This window comes from Agathobaculum desmolans ATCC 43058 (assembly GCF_000701665.1).
Taxonomy (GTDB): domain Bacteria; phylum Bacillota; class Clostridia; order Oscillospirales; family Butyricicoccaceae; genus Agathobaculum; species Agathobaculum desmolans.
In genome coordinates this window covers 1-22,697 of sequence record NZ_JNJN01000033.1, presented here as the reverse complement: position 1 = coordinate 22,697, position 22,697 = coordinate 1, and the positions used below count along the sequence as shown (strand labels likewise).

Below are 22,697 nucleotides of genomic sequence, written 5' to 3'. Positions count from 1 at the left end.
TTTAATACCCTGTTTGAATTGCAATTTTTGCGTAAAAGACCCCGCGCCGTTTTCCGGGGAAAAGGGTCGTAGAGATTTTGACCGCCCTACCGGTCGCCGCGCTCGTGGTGAATCTTCTCGTGACACGAACGACAAAGACTCATAAGGTTGGACTCGTCATTCGAGCCTCCCTCAGCAAGCGGCACGATGTGGTGGACTTCCTCAACCGCGACGTAGCGTCCTTCCTTTAAGCACTGCTCACAAAGCGGGTGCTTATGAACGTAGCGGTCACGGATTCGTTTCCATGCTCTGCCATAGCGTTTGCCGGGAGAGTAGCCGCGCTGGAACTTCTCGTAGTGCTGTTCCATGATCTTGGCGTGCTCCTCACAATAAACGCCGTCCGTAAGATGTGGGCAGCCGGGATAGCGGCACGGTCGTTGTGGTTTTCTTGGCATAAGCCGTGCCTCCTTTCAGGGCATAAAGAAAGCCCTGCAGGGTGTTCCCGCAAGGCTCGTGTGCTGCGCGTGCAGCTGTTTCTTTATTCTTTTCGCTGATTATATACTATCATAAAGGGCGGGTGGACATCTCAGGACAAAGCAGGACATTTCGGGCGCATTTCAAATGATAATCGGATCATCCGGGAGTGTTACATGAAGGAGCGCCTTGCCGTGCCAGCGACGAATGGTGCGGGCATCTGCACAGAGCTCCATTCCGATCTGCTCCCATGTATAGTTATGGATGTACCGATACTTGAGTACCATGCGCTCGTCGGTATCAGGGACTGCCTCAATGACCTCCCGTATCTGTTTCTTAAGGTCTGATAGCATTTCCAGCTCACCGGCGATTTTCTTTTCCAGAGTCCACAGCTTCTCAAGCGTTCGGACAAAGGGTGCTTCCGTATTTCGGGAAGTCTGCACGCGGTCTTTATCATATTGGATAGCCGACACGCTGCCTGCCATCTCACGCAGGTTTTGTGCTTCCATCGTGTCGGACTTGATTCTCTGATCAAGGCGGTAGGCCTGATGGAGATATTCTTTTATTGTCATAAGGACTTCGCCTCCTCTCGTAGTTTTTGTATGAGATACTCGCCGTCTACACTCGTTAAGGCCTTGTACCAGCCGGAGCGGAAGAACCGTTCACACTCCATTGCATCCGACATGGCGGCTTGATTACCGGGTTTCTTTTTCAGGCGCTTCAGGGCGTCCCGGTAATCCTTCACTGCCTGCAGCACGATAGCGTTGGCGAGATTTTCATAAGGATCGGTCATCACACCACCTCAAGGTCAGCCTTGACCGCGTCAATCAGTGCAGTCTGCGTCATTTCTTTTTTGGATAGCGCCTTTACGATCCTTTCGTCGATGGTGCCCTTGGTAATAATGTGCTGGATCACCACAGTGCCGGATTCTTGACCTTGCCGCCAGAGACGGGCGTTAGTCTGTTGATATAATTCCAGCGACCACGTAAGACCGAACCACACAAGGGTGGAGCCTCCGGCCTGAAGGTTCAAACCGTGACCGGCAGAGGCCGGATGGATGACTGCTACAGGAATCTTTCCCGCATTCCAGTCAGCAATATCTCGGCTGGTCTTGATCTCCCGAACATTGAAGCGGTTCTTGATGCGGCTAAGGTCATGCCGGAACCAGTAGGCCACAAGAAGCGATTTTTCATTGGCGGCCTCGATAATATCCTCCAAAGCGTCCAGCTTCCTATCGTGGAACTCGATGACCTCACCGGTATCGGCATATATGGCACCATTTGCGAGCTGTGAGAGTTTGCCTGTAAGCGATGCAGCATTGGCAGCAGTCACCTCACCATCAGGGAGCTGCAATATGAGCTCCTGTTTCAAATCTTCATAACGGCTGCGCTCAGAGTCAGAAAGCTGCACTTCATATTCTGTTGAAACCAGCTCCGGCATCTTCAGATGGTCGGTAGATTTCATGGAAATCGTGATATCCGAGATCCTCCGATAGATGGCGTCCTCCGCATAGGGCAGTGGCTTGTAGGAGTAGATGATCTCGCCGTTTCTCTTGTCCGGCATGAAGTAATTTGTCCGGTACTGCGTGATAAAGCGTCCGAGGCGCTCGCCCATATCCAGCACTTTAAACTCTGCCCACAGATCCATGAGACCATTTGATGAAGGAGTGCCTGTGAGCCCGATAATGCGATGGAGCTTCGGTCTAACCTTCATCAGAGACTTGAAGCGCTTGGATTTGTGATTTTTGAAGGATGACAGCTCATCGATGATCACCATATCGAAGTCAAAAGGGAAGCCGGACTCGTCAATGAGCCACTGCAGGTTTTCACGGTTAATGATCGTGATGTCTGCTTGCTGCATGAGGGCGGCTTTTCGCTCCTTCGGTGTCCCGACTGCGACCGCATAGGTTAGACCGGCAAGGTGCTCCCATTTTTTAATTTCCGCTGGCCATGTATCGCGGGCGACTCTTAAGGGAGCCACCACTAAAACACGATGCACTTCGAAGCTGTCAAACAACAGGTTATATACTGCTGTCAGGCTGATGATCGTCTTGCCAAGTCCCATATCTAAAAGGACTGCGGCCACAGGGTGCTTTTCAATATAGCGGATGGCATAGTCCTGATAATCATGTGGATTGAAGTTCATCGATCATCCCTCCAATCTGCTTCGGATCGTCAATGACATATACCCGGTAGCCAAGCTCCCGCAGCAGCCTGTGGCGTGAGAGCTGGAGAGGGCGTGGCTTTTTGCCGGGTGCTTTCAGCTCCGCGAAACCGATATGGCCGTCAGGGAGTAAGATCAGGCGGTCGGGCATTCCTGCGAAAGAGGGACACACCAGCTTAAGTGCAATGCCGCCGTTCTTTTTCACCGCCATAGTTAACTTGTTTTCTATCTGTTTTTCTATCATTGCAAACCTCCGTCAGGCGTTAATTTCAGGGGATGTGCAAGGTGTATCAATGGTATTTACCAAACTTTTTCTTAGAGCTATTTTTTTAGGCCTAAGAGAGTTTTTATATAAGACCTTGATACACCTTGTCATAGTCCCGGATTACTGCAGAAAATCTTCCTCTGCGCCGTTGTCATCATGAATCTTTAAGCCCTTAAAATAGCGCTTCCGATTCAGTGTCAGCCGCTCGAATCCGGCTTTCTCCAGCGCAAAGTAAAAATCTGCCGTGCTGCGCACATACTCATTGCAGTCCAGCGAGTAGTTGCGGTATGCTTGATAAAGTGCCGAAGAGCTTTCCTTAAAGGACTCATCCACATCACACTTCTCGTCCAGAAAATGTCCGAACCAGTCGTTCTGGCTGCGATATTCATCGATGGCCTTTGTTACGCAGTCCGGCACCGGAATCTGGTAGTCCAGCGCGATGACCTTTTTTGCACCTTCGATGATCCATGCCAGTATGCTTTCACCGGCATTTTCATACAGGTACTCACCGTAATTTTTGATGTCGGCCTTGCCCTCGATCTTGGCGTTGAACGGAATCACGATAAGCCTGCGCCAGATACCGTCATCGGAGGCGGAGACGCGAGGCAGGTGGTTCGTATATAGAACCAGCGTGTGGCAGGGCTTGAAGGAAAACGGGTCTTTATACTTTTTCTCCGCAAACACATCGTCCGTAGAGCAGAGCTGCTTGACGGTGGAGTCGTTGAGCCTTGCGCCTTCCTGCATTTCCGCAGCGATCAGCAGGCGTTTGCCTTTGACCTCAGCCATTTCCGGTTTGATGTTCCTGCGGCAGCCGACAGTCAGGGTGTCTGCGGATATATTTCCGCTGTAGAGTCCCAGCACGCGGGAGATGGCATTCCAGAAGGTGGATTTGCCGTTACGTCCATCGCCGTATGCGATGATGAGCGCCTCCACAAAAACTTTCCCGATAGCAGCAAGGCCACAGATCATCTGTACATAGTCGATAAGCTGCTGATCCTTCTGAAAAATCAGATCCAGATTATCCTGCCAGAGCTGCGCTCCTTTACTTCCGGGTGACACGGACGTGATTTTCGTAATAAAGTCATCTGCTGAGTGCTCGCGGGCTCCGGCCATACCTTTACGAAGGTCGTAGGTCGCCTCCGGTGTGCAGAGCAGGAAGCAGTCTGCGTCCAGATCCCTTGGCGAGATTTCCAGCATCGGGTGTGTCTCTTTGAGGGTAGATGTAATGTTCTTGGAGTCGCGTCTACGGACGGCAAAGCTCTGGTAGGCCTTGGCGGCAAGGAACTCCTGATAGGCCTCCATCTGCTCGTCGCTCATCAGCTGTTCAGCTTTGGCCTTGGATGTGTTATCAAGGATTTCCTGCGCTCCGCAATTTTTGAGCTTTTGCAGAGCCTCCATCATATTTCGATTGGCTTCTGCGAGCTGCCTGCGGGTAAGTTCATGAGCGACGGCCTGTGCGCCGGGCTCTGTTTCCTGCCAGTAGTGATCGCTGTATCGAATAAAGTGGGTGGCCGGTGAGTAGCGCAGCTCGTTTGCAAAATACTTTGAGAGCACCTCAGCCTGCCCGACATCGGAAAAGTCCTCCGGCTTATAGCTGTTCTCGTCGTTATAAACTTCCGGAGGGACATATCCGTCCTCACGGCTGATCTTGGAATAAAAACGCTGGGCGCTGTGCCAGATTGTATTAAGCTCGCTGTTATCCAGAGGCGGCACGCAGGTCGCGGCCTTTTCCAGAAAACTTTGGTAGGCTTTTTCTGTATCGCCGTATTTCTTAATGACGATACCGGCAAAGCGGGACATGGTAGCATTACGGCTTCCTTCCGGGATCACGACATCTTTCTCGTGGCCGCCGGGCAGGTCTGCATCGAACTCGTCGTCATTAAAAAAATCCGTGAGGTTCATGCGACCGGGATAGAGCTCCACATTCGGCTCCTGTGTTCCGAAGAAGAAGCGAGCAGCATCCAGCGCCTTCGTATCGAAATACGGAAATATGGAATTGACCAGCTTCTTCATATCGCTATAGAGGGCGGCATCCGTTACCCGGTCGATGGGAAAGAGCACATGGAACTTTGGCCTTGCCGGTTTGCCGTTTTTCTCGCGCTGATTAAAGCGGCTGTAATGGATGGCGAGGCTTACTCCCGGAAATGCCTCCAACACGTCTGCCGGTGTGATCCAATCTTTCGGATCTTCTGAATGGTCATTATCACAGTCCACGGGAAGACAGTCAGCGGAGAGGAAGTTGTCGCTGTTGCGGTAGTGATTTTTGTACTCCGCACACACATAGTCGTGACTGACTGCGGCTTTCATGCTGTTCGTATCCATGACAACGGTTTTATGCGGATAGGAGCAGTTTCCGGGATTGCCGATAAAATCGGCGCTAAACAGGGTAAACATCAGTCGTACACCTCCTCCGATTCTTCCTCCAGCACCTTCGTGATAAATTTCAGGGCGCGGATCATGGTTTCCAGTTCGCAGTCGCCGCCGAGGGTAACTTCAAAACCGTTGCAGCCGAATCTGTCTATAAAAGGCGTGACATGGATATCTGTGCTGGCTTCATCGGAAATGCGGAAATAGGTGCGTCCGCCGTGGCCGGTGTCGCCACCTTTGTAGCCGGTTGTTCCGGCTTCGACCTGCAGGATATTGGCACTTACAACATCGCGGGTGTAGGTAGTGATCTCAGTGCCATCGAAAAGCTCTCTGCGATTTTCTTTAATTTCATACATAGCGTTAGACCTCCTGACATTCTTCTGTGAAATAGCGCAAGTGATAGCCCTTCCACTTGGCGCGTTTGATTTCTGCTTCCATACCGGATGAGATGCGGCTGCCGAATACCCAGACCTCAGCGCACTTGCTCATGAGGGCATTTCCGAAGAACAGACCAAGCTCACGTTCGTCCGGATTGTCATCATCAAGGAACTGCGGAAATAGCAGGTGCGGTGCGATAGGGATATATCCCTTGTCCACGGCATACCGACTGTAGCGTCTGGCGTTGGCTACGTTTGTCTCCACATCTCCGGAAAACGGAGAGCAGATGTAGACGATAGGCCGGAAAGCACGAAGGGACTGCTTTTCATTTGCAGCAATCCGGGAGAGTGCTTCACCTGCAGTTGGGTCAGGATAGCCTTCGCTGTTGCGATAATCGTTGCTCACTGGGGAGTCCTCCTTTCCGGGCAGACTTAAAGGCGTCCACCTCCAATTTCCACTGGAGATGAACGCCTGATTTGAGCGGACGATTTTAATCTTTTTTGTAGAAGGGCGTGACATAACCGTCTGCGCGGAGCTTCAGGCCTTTTGCCCACGGTGGAGTCCTGCCCATCTGTTCACAGAGAACGTCAAGTGACATGCGAGGGTCTGCTTCAATGACCAGTTCGTCGTGAATATGCATGACGATGGAGCAGCAGCGCAGCGTCTTCATGGCATAGCAGAGAATGTCGCGGGAGGTTGCCTGCACGATATTTTCCACGAATTTCGGCCCGTATGAATCGAGCCGTTCCCATTTTTTCGTGCTGCCGATGCCCTCATAGGTAATACACTCGCCTCCGAATTTATTCGTACCGACCTTTGGCTTTACATAGGCGAGGTTCCGTCCGGAGGGCAGCGTAATAAAGAGCATCCCGGAACGGCAGGAGAAAGTAAGCCCATAGCTGCTGGTTGTGTGTTTATACTTCACGGCCTCCATGACAGCGCTGTCGACATCCCACCAGAATTTTACGATGTTGGGATTTGTCTGCCGCCATGCGTCCACCAGAGGAGGAAGCTCATCCTCGGAAAGTCCCATCTCTATAGCGCCCATTGCCTTTAAGGCTCCGACCGAGCCGCCGTAGCCGAGCGCGAGTTCCGCAATTTTGCCTTTTTGACGCAGATGGCCGTTGATGCCATGCTTCTCGACCGGAACATGGAACATCTGACTGGCACTGGCGCAGTAGATGTCACCTCCGGTTTCAAAGACTTTTTGACGCCACGTCTCACCGGCATACCACGCGATGACTCTTGCTTCGATGGCGCTGAAGTCGGAAACATAAAACTGCGTACCGTCCTTCGGGATGAATGCTGTACGGATCAGTTGGGAGAGGGTGTCCGGGACATCCTCATATAGAAGCTTCACGGCATCGAAGTTGCCGGATTTTACAAGGGCACGAGCATCGGCCAGATCCGGGAGATGATTTTGCGGGAGGTTTTGTAATTGTATAAGCCTGCCTGCCCAGCGTCCGGTACGATTGGCTCCGTAAAAAGCGAACATGCCGCGAGCCCTACCGTCATCACAGACCGCACGCTCCATCGTCTGATATTTCTTAACGGAGGATTTGGCAAGCTGCTGTCGGAGCTCCAGAACGGTCTGAAGTTCTGGCGGAGCGGTTTTGATTAGTTCTGCCACGACTTTCTTTCCAAGGCTGTCAGTTTCGAGCCCGTTGTCGGAGAGCCACTGCTTCATTTGCTGGACGGAGTTTGGATTGTCAAGTGCTGTCATATCTTTCATGGCAGCAGTCAATTCTGACCGGGAGCGGGTGTCCATTTCGATGGCTTCCTTTACCAGATCCATATCGAGCCGGACACCACGGTCGTTGATTTCCTGATCGATGTGGTATTCATCCCAGACCGCCTCCGGCACAGGGAATTTTGCAAGACGATCCTTAATGCCGATCTCGGTTTCCACATCGCGGATGTTATATTTTTTGAAGGCTTCCCACTTGTCCGGCGCATGGAAAGGGTGATTCCTCGTGCGACCGCCGTTTGCTTTCGTCGGAGCGCAGGGCACGGAGAAGTATTTGATCAGGTCTTTTCCCTCCGTGAGTTTCTGTTTTTCAAGACCGAGGACGGCACCGACGCCTTCCAGAGAAAGCGGCAGTCCCATTGTTGCCGCCCAGACCATAGAGCAGCGCCAGCTTTCCGGATTTAAGAAGCGTGCGCATTCGGTCGAGAGAGGGTGGTTATCATGGAAGGGATCAAGGCTTACTCCAAGATCACGGAGATATCGTGACAAGCACACCCGTTCAAAATTTGCATTGAAAGCCCATTTGATGACAGTATCATCAGTCAGAGCATCTATAATTTCCTGTGGCAGACGTTCTCCCTGTGCAAGGTCAATGACCGTCACCTCGGAGCCGTCGGCGCTGTAGCCGAACAGCAGTATCTCAAAATCCGGTGACTCGGCATATTTATATACGCCACATTTGGATAGGTTCACGTCGCTGTAGGTTTCGATATCAATACTAAGTGTTTGCATAGATTTTCACCTCAATTCAAACAAGCGGCTTAAGATCACTCCTAAGCCGCCTGCCGGTACTGGATTATTTCAGGGATTCCATACGCTTGATATGGTATTCGTCGTCCTGCGCGGCCTTTTTCTCCTCGCGCTTCTCACGCTTGAAGTCATTGATCACCGTCTGGATGGCGACCACTGCCCAAGACAGCACTACTATGCAGAAGCATCCGATCAGGATGTTGCAGAGAAGGGATGAAATCATAACTGTGCTTTCCATGTTTTGCGCTCCTTTCCTTAGTTGAGAAAATCTTCATCGTCGTCAGTAGCAAAGTCGGACTCAGCGCTTGCCTTGCCGCCGAGAGGCTCACCGTCACGGATCTTCTGCAGGTTGTTGAGCCCGCAGGCGATTCCCTTGTTGCCGGAAGAGTTGAAAGCATAAAACGTGATGCTGGCTCTGCCGTACACGCCGCTGTACACTTCGGAGCGGGTGAGAATCGGATTAAGGTCTGCGTCCACGATGCCGGGTGCAGAGGTTGCATTGGCGTTGACGAAGTAGGCGTTCTTGTAGGCCTCGTCGTCCGGACGTTCTGCATCGCCATCGCGCAGAGGAGTCTTCAAAACAGAGAGCGCCGGTACGGACTTGCCGTTGCCCTTGAGCTTGGCCTCTCCCTCCTTGTAGGCAGCTTCGATAGCAGCCTGAATCTTGGTGATGGTCTTGGTGTCGGACTTCGGGATGATGAGGCTCACGCTGTACTTGGGTGTGCCGCCGTTGATGGACTTCGGCTCCCAGACGTTTGCGTAGCTCCAGCGTGTGTCGACACCGGTGATAACCTTCATGGGATTGCTGATTTTTACATTTTTACTCATTGTCGTTTTCCTCCATAAAATCATTTTTTGCTGTATTCATGGCCGGGCGCTTGTCGCTAACCGGCACAAGTGTGGGTTTGCCCTGCGGCTTTTCGATGTAAGCCGTCAGGAGTTCATCAAAGCGGGACTTGCCGAGGAGCTTCTGCATGGCGGTAATGCCGAGCAGCTTTTTCTCATACGGGTCAAAGCCTGCTTTCTCGACCGCGTCAATGACGGCGGCCTCATTGCTGTATCTGCGGTTGCTTCGTCCTTCGACGAGCTTGAAACCTGTCCATTCCTTACCGGAGAGAGCCTGCTGCAGAGCGTATTCCTTAATATCGGAAGCCCAGCTAACCAGTTCATCTACCTTGCCGAGAATGACCTCGATCTCGGTATCCGTAAGCAGTGGTGGGAGCTTGAAATCATGCTGCGCGAGCTTCAGATTTGCCTCGGCTCTGGCGCGGCACTCGTTCTTAGCCTTGCAGAAGCCGCACCATTCACCGCACAGGAAGTTCCCGTCACCGGCAAAAGCCAGATCTGCGGTAGGCTTCAATACTTCATCCGCCCAGCGATACAGGTCGTCCTTGCTGATTTCGTAGGTGCTGACGTTCTGTCGTCTCGGTTGGTAAATGGTCATGGAAACCTGCTCGATGTCATAAATGTCATCGAAAAGCTCCAAAGCGCCGAGGGCATAACACTGCATCTGCGGATTCTCCTCTGCGGAGACTAAGACGCCTAAGCCGTGCTTGTAGTCGATCACCCGGAGCGTACCGTCTGCAATGATGACGCAATCGGCGGTTCCGAAGCCTTGTTCTACCCAGCGGGAGAAGTCTACACGCTGTTCGATAAGAACTACCGGGTCAGCACAGGTCTCCTTGGCAGCTTCGATCTGCTCCAGCACATATTCGGCATAGCCGCTGGTGCAGTCCTCCATTTCCTCGGAATACCACTTGAGGCTGTCGGTCGGGTCTTCTGAAGGGAGTCCCAGCGCGGTTTTCAATTTGTGCTCGCCAAGCGCATGAGCGTCGGTTCCTTCTGCAGCGTAATCTGAACCTTTGTCCTCATAGGTTTCGCAGAGCCGTGCCGACGGCGGGCAGTGCAGCCACCTGTCGGAGCTGGACGCGGACAGGATTGCGTGTGCTTTAGCTGCCATTGCCGATCACCTCCGCGTCCTTCATCAGGGCTTCGTAGTTTGCCGGATCGATCTCCGAGAGCTTTGCAGCACCGTACTTTTTAAGCAGGGCGCGTACTTCTGCGGTATGACCGGCGCGGGACTTCTCAGCAAGGACGGCTCTTACATCCTCCAGCTTGAGTTCAGGCTTCAGTTCCTTCTTGGCGGGAGCATCAGTGGTCTGTGTTTCATCGACATCGCCGGAAAACTGCTGGTAGAGCCAGTCGGCTGCGGCATTAATTGAAGCAGCAGCGGTGCGGAGCTCTTCGATGATCTGTGCCATTTCTGCCATTTTTGACATTTTCTTTTCCTCCTTCCTCGGATTGGCTTGCGGCAAGGAGTGAGAGGTTCCTTGCCAGTCTGGCGGATACGTGACTGATGGAATTTAGGAGCTTGATCTCCTCGTTCACGTTGCCGCCGGTGTCTGCGTAACTGCGGTACATCATGTGTTCACCTCGCTTTCTGAAGGCTGTGTTCTCTTGCCTTCACCTTCCACTGGAGATGAACTGCTGATTTGAGCGGAGGATTTTATAAAAAAATTCCGACCACCATCCGATTGATGGATAGTGGCCGGAAAGGGTGTGGTTCGTGGTCTTGGTATTACTTATCGCCGGTAATCCTGCGCAGGTCGGTGCGATACTTCTTCATCTGATCCGCGAAGGTCTTCTGCGGGCGACCGAGTTCTCTTGCAATAGCACGGTCGGAGATGCCCTCCGGGTGATCCTTCCAAAGCTGGATGATGGTATCGGCTTCCGGGTCAAGCTCACGCAGTCTGGCAAAGAGCTGCTCCAGCAACATGCGGTCGGCGATAACTTCCTCCATCGGCTTACTGCGGTCAGGAATATAGTCGCCAAGGGTGCCATTGCCATCAGGGAGCGGCTGATCCAGAGAAGTGACGTCACCTGCTGCATGGTATTCGCAGCCGATGCAGTCACCGTCGCACTTCCAGATGAAGCGGTAGGGACACATGCACCTGCCGTGATCCTGCTCTTTGTGGCGAATACGGTCAGCTTCCTTATAGAAGGAGTTGTGTTGTTCCTTGGTGACCGGCACCTTCTCGCCGGTGCTGCGAACGTAGATAAAATAGGTCTTCTGATTGTCGTTGTTTTGCATAATGAAAGCCCTCCTTCGGCTTTTGCCGAAATGGAGAGCTCCAGACATGCAAAACCAGACCACAGGCGTGAGGGCATACCGAAGGATTACTCCATTTCGGCTGCACCTCACTTCCGGTGATCGGTACAGTATTTGATTGTCATCGGTAGTCACGTGGAACCGGAAACACCCTGCGCAGATGGCTCCCACGTGCTAAAGCAAGTATGCCATTTTTAGGGATCGGAACCTCAGACACAGGCATGTCCGTTTTTGCGGTGCTGATAGGCAGAAACGAGAAGGCCAAGATGAGCTTTATATTGAAAAACGGGCAAAAAAAAGACCGGACATAGTTGTGTCCGGCAGGGAATTTTAAGAATGCACAAATAAAAAATAATATCAACAAATAACAGCAAACTCTTGAAAAATTCACATTTATGGTGTATACTAAAATAATTGAGCTGTATTCAGATTCAAATCACGAGGTGAGAGCATGGAAGAAATCATGAATGACAAATGGATAAGCATAGATGAAGCTGCGGAATATTTAGGAATCAAAACAGTTACTCTTCGCAGCTGGATCAGAAATGGTAAAGAAGGTTTGCCTGCTCAAAAAATCGGAAAACAGTGGAAGTTTAAAATTTCCGAACTCGATGAATGGGTTAAGAGCGGTAAAAGCGCTGACTGATTCAAGGGGAAAATCGAAGAAAATCATTAGACAAGGAGCAGACAAAGATGGCTGTCAAGAAAACGCAATTATATGCATCGCTGTGGGCGAGCTGTGACAAACTTCGCGGAGGCATGGATTCCTCAGAGTATAAGGACTATATCCTGACTCTTTTGTTCATGAAGTATGTCACCGATAAATTTAAGAATAAAGGAGCCTATGAAGACATTAAGGTCTTTGATAAGGCACATGATAAAGATCCCGATCCGGAGAAACGGACGGGCTGTTCCTTTGATGACTTTATTGCTCTGAAGGGAAAGAAAAACATCGGCGAAGGTATGGATAAAATCATAGCACGCCTTGCTGACGAGAATACTGACCTGAAGGGTGTTATTGATATTGCTCATTTTAATGATGAGAAGAAGCTGGGAAGCGGTAAGGAAATGGTCGATAAGTTGACCGATCTCATATCCATCTTCCAGCGCCCGGAACTCGACTTCTCCCGGAATAAGGCTGAAGGTGATGACATCATCGGAGACGCCTACGAATATTTGATGCGAAAATTCGCTACAGAAAGCGGAAAGAGCAAGGGACAATTCTATACACCTGCAGAGGTTTCCAGAATCCTCGCCAATGTCGTGGGAATCAGCCGTTGCACGGACACCAGCGCCACGGTATGCGATCCGGCATGTGGAAGTGGCAGCCTATTAATTCGAGCCATTGATGCAGCTCCTATCCCGATCATGGGGTATGGGCAAGAAAAGGAAAGCACGACAGCTGGTCTGGCGAAGATGAATGCCGTCCTGCATCGTAAGGCCGAGATTACCATAAAGAGCGGTAACACATTCTCAAATCCGCAGTATCTTGATAAATCCGATAATTCCATACTTGAACGTTTCGATTACATAGTGGCAAATCCGCCCTTCTCTATGAAAAATTGGCGCGATGGTATTGCCGGTAAAGAATATGGTCGCTTCGAGGGCTATGGGGACACGCCACCGGAAAAGAACGGCGACTATGCTTGGCTCATGCATATCCTTAAGGCATTGAAGTCAAATGGCAAGGCTGCGGTTATTCTCCCTCATGGTGTTCTGTTCCGTGGAAATGCCGAAGCGACTATTAGAGAAGCAATTATAAAGAAGCACTGGATCAAGGGAATTATCAGCCTTCCGGCAAACTTGTTTTACGGCACCGGCATAGCCGCCTGCGTGCTCGTGATTGATAAAGAAGGAGCTGCAAACCGACAAGGCATCTTTATGATTGATGCCAGCCGTGGGTACGTTAAGGACGGCAACAAGAATCGTTTGCGTGAACGTGATATCTATAGAATCATTACGACGTTTAATGAGCAGATAACTACAGATCCAAAGTATGCGCGTTTCGTACCAAACGATGAAATCGAAAAGAAAAACGGGTATAACCTGAACATTACTCGCTATATTGACTCCACAGATCCGGAGGACATTCAGGATATCTATGCGCATATTCATGGCGGTATTCCGGCGGTTGATATTGACAGTCTGTCTAAGTATTGGGATGTGTTCCCTTCGCTGAAGGCTGAGTTGCTGACGGCGATTAGCGAAAAGTATTACAGCTTGAATGTGGAGCATGAGAATATCCGTCAGACGATATATAAAAACGCCGAGTTCTCAGAATACGGTGAGAAACTCGACGAAGCTTTTGCAGCATGGAAGGCTAAGGAATATCCCACTTTATCTTCCCTTGATGAAGATGTATCTGCGAGAGAGTTAATCATTAGTCTTGCGGAGGATATCCTTGCTGAATTTGAACACCTGACGCTGATTGATAAATACGACGTGTATCAAGTGCTGCTGGCTTATTGGAATGAGGTCATGAACGATGATGTGTCGCTTATCATAAGCGAACCGGATGGCTATGCCAATGCCAGAGCGACGGACAATATCGAAGAGGAAATCACGCAGGGCAAGAATAAAGGTGAGATGAAAGTCACTGGATGGGAAGGAAGATTGATTCCAAAGGCCATCGTGATCGATGCATTTTTCCGTGAAGAGAAGAACACCATCGAGGAGGCAGAGAATGTCGTCGCGGAGACAGAATCCCAGCTTTCTGATCTGATTGAGAGTGCAGATGAAGAATCTGCTCTTGCCGATGTGGCTGAGAACGGAAAAGTCAAGGCTAAGGACTTAGAGGCCAAGATCGAGGAACTCACCCAGCATGTGGAAACCGAGGAGACAATTGAGCTGGAGCTCCTGATGAATCAGCTTCCTATGCAGAAGAAACGCCTGCAGGCATATCTTGTTGGACATCCGCTCTGCAAGAGCGCTTTGACTGACAAGGGTACCGTTAATAAATCATCCATTATGCTGCGTTTGCTGGTTATTCGTACTGAGGAGAGCATACCGGAAAGTCTGCAGGATGATGTTAATCAGCTGAAAGCTGCGTTGGAGCTGTGTGGCAAGATTTCAGATTACAACAAGGTTGTCAAAGACCTGAACAAGGCACTGGATGAAAAATGCAGAGCAAGATATGGCAGCCTGACACACGAAGAAATTCTGGAGCTGCTGGTAAACAAGAAGTGGTTTGATAGTATCTTCTTTGGTATTGCTGATTTGTACGCCGCGATTTCTCATCACCTGACAAATAGGATAATTGAACTTGCGGATCGTTATGAAGATACACTTCCGGAGCTTGATAAAGAAACAACTGAGTATGAGGCAAAGGTAAAGTCTCATCTGGAAAGGATGGGATTCGAATGGTAAGCAAATATAAAGAAACAGAAATAGGATCTATGCCAGAGGAATGGGATGTGACCTCACTATCAGACGCTTTTCAAAACCTTGAAGCTGGAGTAAGTGTAAATTCAGATGAAAGGCAAAATGCGGATTTCTTTGTTTTGAAGACATCTGCAATTTCTGATGGTCTTATCAACATAGATGAGGCTAAGCCTGTAGTCAAAAAGGAGTATGCGCGTCTTAAATGTCCGGTAAAAAAAGGAAGCATTATCATAAGCAGGATGAACACTCCACAATTAGTAGGTGCGTGCGGGTATGTAGCTGAAGACGCCAAGGGTTATTTTTTGCCAGACAGGTTATGGCAAGTGGTAAATAGCAAGCCGGAGAAGTATGACTTTCGCTGGCTAAATTACTTATTGAATCAGTATAGGTATAAAAATGCTATACATGCTGTTGCTACAGGTACAAGTAACAGTATGAAAAATATATCGAAGGAGCGTTTGCTGGAAATCCGTATTCCAAGACCGTCCATCGAAGAACAGAAATTTATTGTCGAAGCAATAAGTGATATCGAGACACTCATTTATGACCTTGAAAAACTCATAAAGAAAAAACGAAACATTTTTACTGGGACAATGCAAAGTTTGCTCTCTGGAAAAATACGCATATCAGATTCCTTATGGGATAAATATGTGATTGGGGATATAGGAGACTTCTATAGTGGACTAACTGGAAAGTCGAAAGATGATTTTGGCAAAGGGAATGCAAGATATATTACATTTCTCAACGTCCTAAACAATACGGTCATAGATATATCGAAACTTGAATCTGTGCAAGTAAATGAGGATGAGTATCAGAATGAGGTGTTAAAAGGTGATTTGTTTTTCAATACCTCGTCAGAAACGCCGGAAGAAGTCGGAATGTGTGCTGTATTGATGGATTCTATAAGAAATACTTATCTAAACAGCTTCTGCTTCGGTTTTCGATTAAAAACGAAGAAAGTACATGCGTTGTTTTTCTCCTACTATTTTAACAGTCAAGAAGGAAGAAAAATTATGCGGGTATTGGCTCAAGGAGCTACGAGATTTAACCTTTCCAAGGATTATTTTAGCCAAACAGAAATCGAGCTGCCTCCGTATGAGGATCAGGTTGAAATAGCTCAAACATTGGCAGATATGGAAGGCGACATACTATCCTTAGAAAAGAAATGCTTGAAATATAAAGCTATGAAACAAGGTATGATGGAAGAATTGCTGACCGGCAAGGTCAGATTGATGTAGGGAGGTGCCTGTCGGATGAGTATTGGAGATGCCGAAATCAAAACACAGGAAAGAGTGATCCGCTTCTTTAAAGATCCTGAGATCTTGGGCTATCAGTATATCGGTAACCTGTCAGATTATCAGAATAAGAACATCAAGGAAGATCGTCTGCGCCAGTATCTTCGGCTGAAGGGCTATGCAGATAAACTGATTGATGCTGCCATTATGCAGCTTCAGCAGGAAGCAGGAAATCTTTCTCGTGGGGTCTATGATGCCAATAAGACTGTGTATTCGCGGTTAAAGTACGGCATTCCGGTCAGTGAGAGCCCGGAGAAGCCTCCGGTGACAGTTGAACTTATTGACGAGACCAATCCGCTGAATAATGACTTTGCAATCGCTGAGGAAGTAACTGTTGTTGAGCAGCAGGAGAAGAGGCCGGATCTTGTCATCTATTTGAACGGTATTGCTGTGGCCGTTATCGAATTAAAACGAAGCAGCATCTCTGTGTCCGAAGGCATCCGCCAGAATCTCACAAACCAGAAGGACTCCTTTATTCGGGGCTTCTTTACTACCATGCAGTTCTGTATGGCCGGAAACGAGTCGGAAGGCCTGCGCTACGGCACGCTTCTGACCGGAGAGAAGTTTTATATGGAGTGGAAGGATGACGGCTTCAAAGAACATGAGGAGGAACGTGATCCGGTAGATGTTCGTATCAGCAAGACCTGCGAAGGCATCGAGAATAAACTCCTGAAGCAGATATATGCCATGTTCGATAAGGAACGCTTTATTGACCTTATCATGAATTTTGTTGTCTTTGATAAAGGCATCAAAAAGGTGTGCCGCTATAATCAGTATTTTGGCATCAAGCGCACTCAGCAGAGGCTTAATAATCTGAGGACAGAGCTTCATAATCCGAACAGAGATCCGGATAAACCGATGGGCGGTATTCTTTGGCATACGCAGGGTTCCGGCAAAACGCTGACAATGGTATGGCTTGCAAAGTGGATTCTGACACATTGGGCGGAGCTTAATGCCCGCGTCCTTATCGTGACAGACCGTGATGAGCTTGATGAGCAAATAGAAAAAACATTCACTGGCGTGGATGAGAATATTGCTCGTACCAAGAGCGGTAAAGATTTGCTGAATCGTTTGAATGTATATGATGATTCGCTGATCTGCTCCCTCGTGCATAAGTTTGGCCGTCGTGGCGGAGAAGCGACAGAAAATGACTACGATAAGTATATTGAAGAGCTGAAAGCCTCCCTCCCTGCCGATTTCGAGGCAAAGGGAAATCTTGTGGTATTTGTTGACGAATGCCACAGAACGCAGTCCGGTAAGCTCCATACAGCGATGAAGACTATCATGCCGAATGCTGTATTTATCGGCTTTACGGGTACTCCGTTACTGAAGAAGGATAAAAAGATCAGCATTGAAGTGTTCGGCACCTATATCCATGCCTATAAATACAATGAGGGCGTGGCCGACGGTGTCGTGCTGGATTTGCGTTATGAATACCGTGATGTTCCGCAGGATTTGTCGTCACAGGATCGTGTTGATCAGTGGTTTGATGTAAAGACCAGAGGCCTCTCCTCTCGCGCTAAGGCAAAGCTCAAAGAGAAGTGGGGCACGATGCAGAAGGTATATAGCTCCCGCTCTCGTCTTGAAAAGGTGGCGTGGGATATCATTCAGGACTTTAATATGAAGCCGCGTCTGATGGATGGAAACGGTAATGCGATTCTTGTAGCTGATGGTATTCCTACGGCTTGTAAGTATTACGAAATTTTCCAACAGATGGGCTTTAAGAAGTGCGCCATCATATCTTCCTATACACCGAATAAGGGCGAACTGCGCACTGATACTGTCAGCGATGAGGATGATACTGAAACCTTCCTCAAATACGAGACGTATTTGAAGATGCTGGGGCTCGATCCTTCTGACCTTCCGAATGCGGGATCGGTTCAGGCCAAGGTGGAGGAATTTGAAAAGGAAGCAAAACGGAAGTTTGTAGAGGAGCCTGCAAATATGAAGCTCCTTATTGTCGTAGACAAACTGCTCACCGGATTTGATGCGCCTCCTTGTACATACCTTTACATCGACAAGAGGATGCAGGATCACGGCCTGTTTCAGGCGATTTGCCGCGTCAACCGTCTCGATGATGATAGTAAGGACTTCGGCTATATCGTGGATTACAAGCAGCTGTTTGGACAGCTCCAGACTGCAATGAAGGACTATACTTCCGGCGCTTTTGAAGGATATGATCCGGAGGATGTAAAAGGACTTGTTAAGGATCGACATGATGCTACGGTATCCTATTTTGAGGAAGTGTATGATGCCGTCGAAGAACTCTGCGAAGGCGTCGAGGAACCTCGTGGGGAGATCCAGTACATCCATTATTTCTGTGGGGTTTCCGGTCAGTCGGAGGAGAGCGACGAGATTTATGCACGCCTGAGAGAAAAACTCTATCGTCTGGTGAGCAGTCTTGTCAGAGCTTTCGCGGAAGCAAAACCATATCTGGTTGATGACATTTCATCTGGCAAACTAAATGAATATGACAAGAAGGTCACTTTCTACATTGAGCTGAAGAAAACCATCGGTACGGCCAGTGGTGATTTCCTCGATTTGAAGGCCTATGAGCCTGATATGAGAAAGATGATCGATAACTATATCACGGCAGCGGATGCTGAAAAGATTGGCGATTTTGATGATCTTACCTTATTGGATTTTGTAGCAAAACAGGGCGAAACGCTTACCGGTGAAGGTGATAGCGGCCACAAGGAAGGTGCAGCAGAGGCTATCGAGAATAACATCCGTAAGAAGGTTATCGAAAAGGTTACTGTCAATCCGCGCTATTACGCAAAGATGTCAGAAATCCTTGATAAGCTCATCGAAGAGCGCAAGCAGGGAGTTCTTGACTACGCTGAGATGCTTGAGAAATATATAAAGCTGGCCAAGGATGTTGATTGTCCGGAGGATAACGATAAATATCCGGAAAGCATCCGTAAGAGTAAGGCGCTCATGGCCATTTATGACAACACCGGCGAGGATGAGAAACTTGCTCTTCGAATTCACAAGGCCGTGAAAAAGCAAGCACTGTCTGGTTTCAGGGATAATCAGGTGGTTGTCAGGAGAATAAAAAAGGCTCTCTTTGAGATTCTGGGTGATGACTCCGAGGTGGAACGCATCTATAAGATCATCGAGAAGCAGGAGGAGTATTAATGCGCATTGTCATTTCCGGAATTCCGATTGATGTGCAAAAAAAGAATATAAAGAATATGCACCTTCAGGTGAAGCCGCCGGATGGACATGTGGTAATTTCTGCGCCTTTATCCGTGGACGATAAAGCTATAGAGGCTTATGCCAGAACTCAGCTGGGCTTTATCAAGAGGGCTATTGCGCAGTTTCAGGATCAGCCAAGGGCATCGAAGCGGCAGTATGTTTCCGGTGAGACGATGTATATCTGGGGAAAGCAGTACTTCCTTGTCTTTAAGCCGGACAATCAGAAGAACAGCTTCGAGATTCAGAACCAGAATATTATTCTTTCCATGAGTGCCAAAAGCACGGTAAAGCAGCGGGATGCTTATGTCAAAGAGGAATATCGAAAGATTCTGAAAGAAGAGATAGAAAAACGCCTGCCCAAGTGGGAAGCACAGACAGGCCTTAAGTGCGATTCTTGGCAAACAAAATATATGGTCACAAAATGGGGTGCCTGCAGCACGGATAAAAAGAAGCTATGGTTTAATCTGCAGCTTGCTCAGAAACCCTATGCCTGCCTTGATTATATTATTTTGCACGAGCTTACACATTTAATCACAAGAAAGCATGATGCTACATTCATCGCACACATGGATAGGTACATGCCTAATTGGCGTGAAATTCGTAAAGAGCTCAACGACAGCAGACTGGACTACTATGAAGCGCAGGATGAAAGCCCACTACAGAAACTGATCGACCAATCTCGTTATGATGACATCCGGGATGCGGCCATAGCTTATATTCAAGAGGAGCATTCTGGTGACGCGAAAAGACTGTCGGTCATTGATATGGAAATCGAGAATGTTATCCATATTGAGCAGCTTGAGGATGGTGTGATTGCTTTCGATGTAATTGCATCATGCGATGTCGAAATGCCGTCCGCATCTCGCAAGGGTTATTTTAATGAGCGCTGGCTGAAGATTCATTGTCAGGTTACTCTTGGCATCGATATGAGTGGGTTCCGAATCATGTCTGTTGGTAATTGCGAGCCGCAAGAGGAATCTGATAATGACCGCCTGTCCGGAGAGCTTGTACCTATTATTTCCCGCGAACAGTTTGAAGACGAGGCGGAGAAGTTCCTAACAAGGTATTGTCCTGAAGCGTTGGAAAAACCTATGAGGGTTCCAATCGAGACAATAGCCAGCGATATGAAACTACAGGTTATCGAAGATATCCCTCTGTCAGATGATCTTACTTACTTTGGAACTATCATATTTGATAACGGAAATGTTCTCGATAAGCACCGGAAGATTACAATTCGCAATGCCAAACGAGGAACCGTATATCTTGATCCGCGTGTTTCCTATGAGAGGTCTGTAGGAACAAAGCGCACTACACTGGCACATGAGTGTTTTCATTGGCATCGTCATCAGCCATACCACGTGCTGATGAAAATGATAGGTGCCGATGATAATCTGGGAAAAGCAATTCAATGTCAAATAGCCGCTAATTCCATGGATTCAGATAAATGGAAGGCTGTAGACTGGATGGAGTGGCAAGCCAAGGGCGTCGCTCCGAGAATCTTGATGCCTGCGAAACCGACGCGCTTGAAGGCAGATCAGCTCCTTGCAGTTTATGGCGGGGCTGATGATGCGAGCATTGCAGCCTACGAGAATGTCATTGATGAACTTGCGGAGCTGTTCGATGTGTCGAGACAGGCCGCCAAGGTTCGCCTGATGGATCTGGGATATTCCAAAGCCGAGGGCGCATATCCATTTGTGGATGGTCAGTATGTTCGCGGATATTCATTTGAAGCAGGTGCCTTGGATAAGAATCAGACGTTCACTATTCCCTATGCCGATTTGTTTAAGGCGTACTGCTTTGATCGTGAGTTTAAGAAGCTGATTGACAGCGGACAGTTTATTTTTGCAGATCGTCATCTCGTTCTCAATAACGAGAAATACATAGCGAGAGATCAGTCTGGGAGTGCTACGTTATCAGAATATGCTCTCTCGCACATGGATGAGTGCTGCGTCGTCTTCTCGAAGGGATATAGCTATCAATCGAAATATCAAGGGGCAAGGTATTACACGCAGTTTATGCGGAATGCCGCACCGGTTGAAAATCAGGTTGAATATTCCTTTGAACTTAATGCGCACAACAAGACACTTCTTGAGCAAATCAAGAACGCAAAGCGCCGTTCAGAGGCCATGCGTAGATATCCCGGTTCTTTTGCTGAGACGCTGGTTGCGCTTCAGAAGGAAAGGAAGCTCTCAAATAAGCAGTTGGCTGACCGCTCACTTGTGGGAGAAAAAACCATTCAGCGTTTGAGAAACGATGAAGAGTATCCGACTTCAGTTCAGACAGTTCTTGCATTATGCGTAGGTCTGAAGCTGCCTTTGCCAGAGGCTGAGATGTTTCTCGGTAAAACAGACTTTAAATTAAATTCAATGAAGGGTGAAGGATACGTTTATCAATGCGTATTAGGAGCCTGTGCTGAGAATTCAATTTATGAAATAAATGAAATGCTCAAAGAAAACGGAATTACTCCTCTGGGGAGCGATCCCGATCTTCAGTGAGTCAAGGAGGAGGACTAACCATGGCAGTGCCAAAATACGATGAATTAATGAAGCCTTTACTGGCAGCAGTAAAAGACGGTGAGGTCTATAAAATTAAGGATGTTACTGCCGTGTTAGCTCAACAGCTAAATTTATCAGCAGAAGATCTCGCAGAAATGCTTCCGAGCGGTAGGCAAACCGTGTTTAAAAACAGGGTCGGATGGGCGAAGACTTATCTGAAAAAAGCTGGACTCCTTGATAGTCCTGCCCGCGCCACTATCGTCATTACGGAAGCTGGAAAGAAAGTAGTTGCAGAAAATCCAGAGAAAATAGACTCCAAATATCTGGAACAGTTTCCTTCGTTTGTAGATTTTGCATCCGCCTCTGATCCTGTAAATGGAGATGATTCGGTGTCTACGATTTCAAAGCCGACGGATCTTACGCCCGATGACCAACTTGAAGACGCATATAAGCAGATTAATGCAAGCCTTGCATCTGATTTGTTGAGTGAGGTTCTGAAAATCTCGCCATACACCTTTGAAAAGCTCGTTGTTGATCTTCTTTCAAAGATGGGTTATGGAACTGTGGCTTACGGAAGTCATGCAACAGTCGCTTCCGGTGATGATGGAATTGATGGAGTCATCATGGAGGACAAGCTCGGATTCTCTTTGATTTATATGCAGGCTAAGGAATGGGCACCAGATAGAGTTGTTGGCCAGCCGGACATTCAGAGCTTTGTTGGTGCGATTGCCGGGAAGCACGGCGATGGACTTTTCGTTACGACAGCTAAGTTCTCACAGAAGGCTAAGGATTACGCAAATACTCATCACATTATTCTGATTGATGGTGAGAGACTTGCTAATCTGATGATTGAGTATAACTTCTGTGTGTCAACACGGAAAACGTTTGAAATTAAGGCAATCGATACGGATGCTTTGGCTGAATATCAGGATGAATAATTTGCTTGCGAAAAAGCAGGAAGTTGGAGGGAATACATTATGGCAAATGAGCTGCAGCCATTGTGAACTGCACCCCATTTGTTAGACAGTATGATATACTATCTAACAGATGGGGTGATTTTTTATGCCAAAGGGAGTTTCACAAAAACGATATGCAC

20 protein-coding genes are annotated in these 22,697 nt (G+C 48.5%); 6 read left to right on the top strand and 14 right to left on the bottom strand.

Annotated elements, in window-relative coordinates:
• Window positions 1–86: 86 nt before the first annotated feature.
• The 14 genes from T363_RS0109300 to T363_RS0109235 all read right to left on the bottom strand — a co-directional run bounded on the left by T363_RS0109300 (window position 87) and on the right by T363_RS0109235 (window position 11,214).
• A complete protein-coding gene (locus T363_RS0109300) occupies window positions 87–434 on the bottom strand; it encodes an HNH endonuclease (protein ID WP_031475229.1) in 348 nt (115 codons plus the stop codon).
• Between the two features lie 162 nt (window positions 435–596).
• Window positions 597–1,025: an RNA polymerase sigma factor sigma-70 region 4 domain-containing protein gene (locus T363_RS0109295; protein ID WP_031475228.1), complete on the bottom strand. Its 429-nt coding sequence runs from the start codon at window positions 1,023–1,025 to the stop codon at window positions 597–599.
• Window positions 1,022–1,246 carry a hypothetical protein gene (locus T363_RS0109290; protein ID WP_009242858.1) on the bottom strand — a complete coding sequence of 75 codons (225 nt, stop codon included), beginning with the start codon at window positions 1,244–1,246 and terminating at the stop codon, window positions 1,022–1,024. The genes T363_RS0109295 and T363_RS0109290 overlap by 4 nt, the downstream gene beginning before the upstream one ends.
• Entirely contained in the window at window positions 1,246–2,598 is a 1,353-nt protein-coding gene (locus T363_RS0109285) for a DEAD/DEAH box helicase (protein ID WP_031475227.1), read from the bottom strand. The genes T363_RS0109290 and T363_RS0109285 overlap by 1 nt, the downstream gene beginning before the upstream one ends.
• Window positions 2,579–2,860, bottom strand: a complete 282-nt coding sequence (locus T363_RS0109280; RefSeq protein ID WP_031475226.1) for a VRR-NUC domain-containing protein — start codon at window positions 2,858–2,860, stop codon at window positions 2,579–2,581. The genes T363_RS0109285 and T363_RS0109280 overlap by 20 nt, the downstream gene beginning before the upstream one ends.
• 141 nt (window positions 2,861–3,001) lie before the next feature.
• Window positions 3,002–5,275: a phage/plasmid primase, P4 family gene (locus T363_RS0109275; protein ID WP_031475225.1), complete on the bottom strand. Its 2,274-nt coding sequence runs from the start codon at window positions 5,273–5,275 to the stop codon at window positions 3,002–3,004.
• Window positions 5,275–5,604: a hypothetical protein gene (locus T363_RS0109270; protein ID WP_031475224.1), complete on the bottom strand. Its 330-nt coding sequence runs from the start codon at window positions 5,602–5,604 to the stop codon at window positions 5,275–5,277. Before T363_RS0109270 ends, T363_RS0109275 begins: the two co-directional genes overlap by 1 nt.
• A gap of 4 nt (window positions 5,605–5,608) precedes the next feature.
• On the bottom strand, window positions 5,609–6,031 hold the full coding sequence (locus T363_RS0109265; RefSeq protein ID WP_031475223.1) for a DUF7768 domain-containing protein: 423 nt from the start codon (window positions 6,029–6,031) through the stop codon (window positions 5,609–5,611).
• 85 nt (window positions 6,032–6,116) lie between these two features.
• Window positions 6,117–8,105: a DNA polymerase gene (locus T363_RS0109260; protein WP_031475222.1), complete on the bottom strand. Its 1,989-nt coding sequence runs from the start codon at window positions 8,103–8,105 to the stop codon at window positions 6,117–6,119.
• 64 nt (window positions 8,106–8,169) lie between these two features.
• Window positions 8,170–8,361 carry a hypothetical protein gene (locus tag T363_RS0109255; protein ID WP_009242850.1) on the bottom strand — a complete coding sequence of 64 codons (192 nt, stop codon included), beginning with the start codon at window positions 8,359–8,361 and terminating at the stop codon, window positions 8,170–8,172.
• A 17-nt stretch (window positions 8,362–8,378) separates the two neighbouring features.
• Window positions 8,379–8,951 carry a DUF2815 family protein gene (locus T363_RS0109250; protein WP_031475221.1) on the bottom strand — a complete coding sequence of 191 codons (573 nt, stop codon included), beginning with the start codon at window positions 8,949–8,951 and terminating at the stop codon, window positions 8,379–8,381.
• The gene (locus T363_RS0109245) at window positions 8,944–10,083 is read right to left on the bottom strand and encodes a DUF2800 domain-containing protein (RefSeq protein WP_031475220.1); all 1,140 of its coding nucleotides are present in this window, start codon (window positions 10,081–10,083) and stop codon (window positions 8,944–8,946) included. Before T363_RS0109245 ends, T363_RS0109250 begins: the two co-directional genes overlap by 8 nt.
• The gene (locus T363_RS0109240) at window positions 10,073–10,402 is read right to left on the bottom strand and encodes a hypothetical protein (RefSeq protein ID WP_031475219.1); all 330 of its coding nucleotides are present in this window, start codon (window positions 10,400–10,402) and stop codon (window positions 10,073–10,075) included. Before T363_RS0109240 ends, T363_RS0109245 begins: the two co-directional genes overlap by 11 nt.
• Window positions 10,403–10,701: 299 nt before the next feature.
• Window positions 10,702–11,214 (bottom strand): sigma-70 family RNA polymerase sigma factor, encoded by a 513-nt coding sequence (locus T363_RS0109235; RefSeq protein WP_031475218.1) that lies wholly within the window; start codon window positions 11,212–11,214, stop codon window positions 10,702–10,704.
• A gap of 469 nt (window positions 11,215–11,683) precedes the next feature.
• Here T363_RS0109235 and T363_RS0109230 point away from each other — a divergent pair, with 469 nt between their 5' ends.
• From T363_RS0109230 to T363_RS0109205, 6 genes are read left to right on the top strand one after another with little or no spacing between them, the layout of a single operon-like run.
• Window positions 11,684–11,878 (top strand): helix-turn-helix domain-containing protein, encoded by a 195-nt coding sequence (locus T363_RS0109230; protein WP_031475217.1) that lies wholly within the window; start codon window positions 11,684–11,686, stop codon window positions 11,876–11,878.
• A 47-nt stretch (window positions 11,879–11,925) separates the two neighbouring features.
• Window positions 11,926–14,598, top strand: a complete 2,673-nt coding sequence (locus T363_RS0109225) for a type I restriction-modification system subunit M (protein WP_031475216.1) — start codon at window positions 11,926–11,928, stop codon at window positions 14,596–14,598.
• Window positions 14,592–15,851: a restriction endonuclease subunit S gene (locus T363_RS15160; RefSeq protein ID WP_051643198.1), complete on the top strand. Its 1,260-nt coding sequence runs from the start codon at window positions 14,592–14,594 to the stop codon at window positions 15,849–15,851. The genes T363_RS0109225 and T363_RS15160 overlap by 7 nt, the downstream gene beginning before the upstream one ends.
• Window positions 15,852–15,866: 15 nt before the next feature.
• Window positions 15,867–19,046, top strand: coding sequence for a type I restriction endonuclease subunit R (locus T363_RS0109215; RefSeq protein ID WP_031475214.1), 3,180 nt, complete (start codon window positions 15,867–15,869; stop codon window positions 19,044–19,046).
• Window positions 19,046–21,601, top strand: coding sequence for a YgjP-like metallopeptidase domain-containing protein (locus tag T363_RS0109210; protein ID WP_031475213.1), 2,556 nt, complete (start codon window positions 19,046–19,048; stop codon window positions 21,599–21,601). The genes T363_RS0109215 and T363_RS0109210 overlap by 1 nt, the downstream gene beginning before the upstream one ends.
• A 20-nt stretch (window positions 21,602–21,621) precedes the next feature.
• Window positions 21,622–22,539 carry a restriction endonuclease gene (locus tag T363_RS0109205; RefSeq protein ID WP_031475212.1) on the top strand — a complete coding sequence of 306 codons (918 nt, stop codon included), beginning with the start codon at window positions 21,622–21,624 and terminating at the stop codon, window positions 22,537–22,539.
• Window positions 22,540–22,697 lie beyond the last annotated feature (158 nt).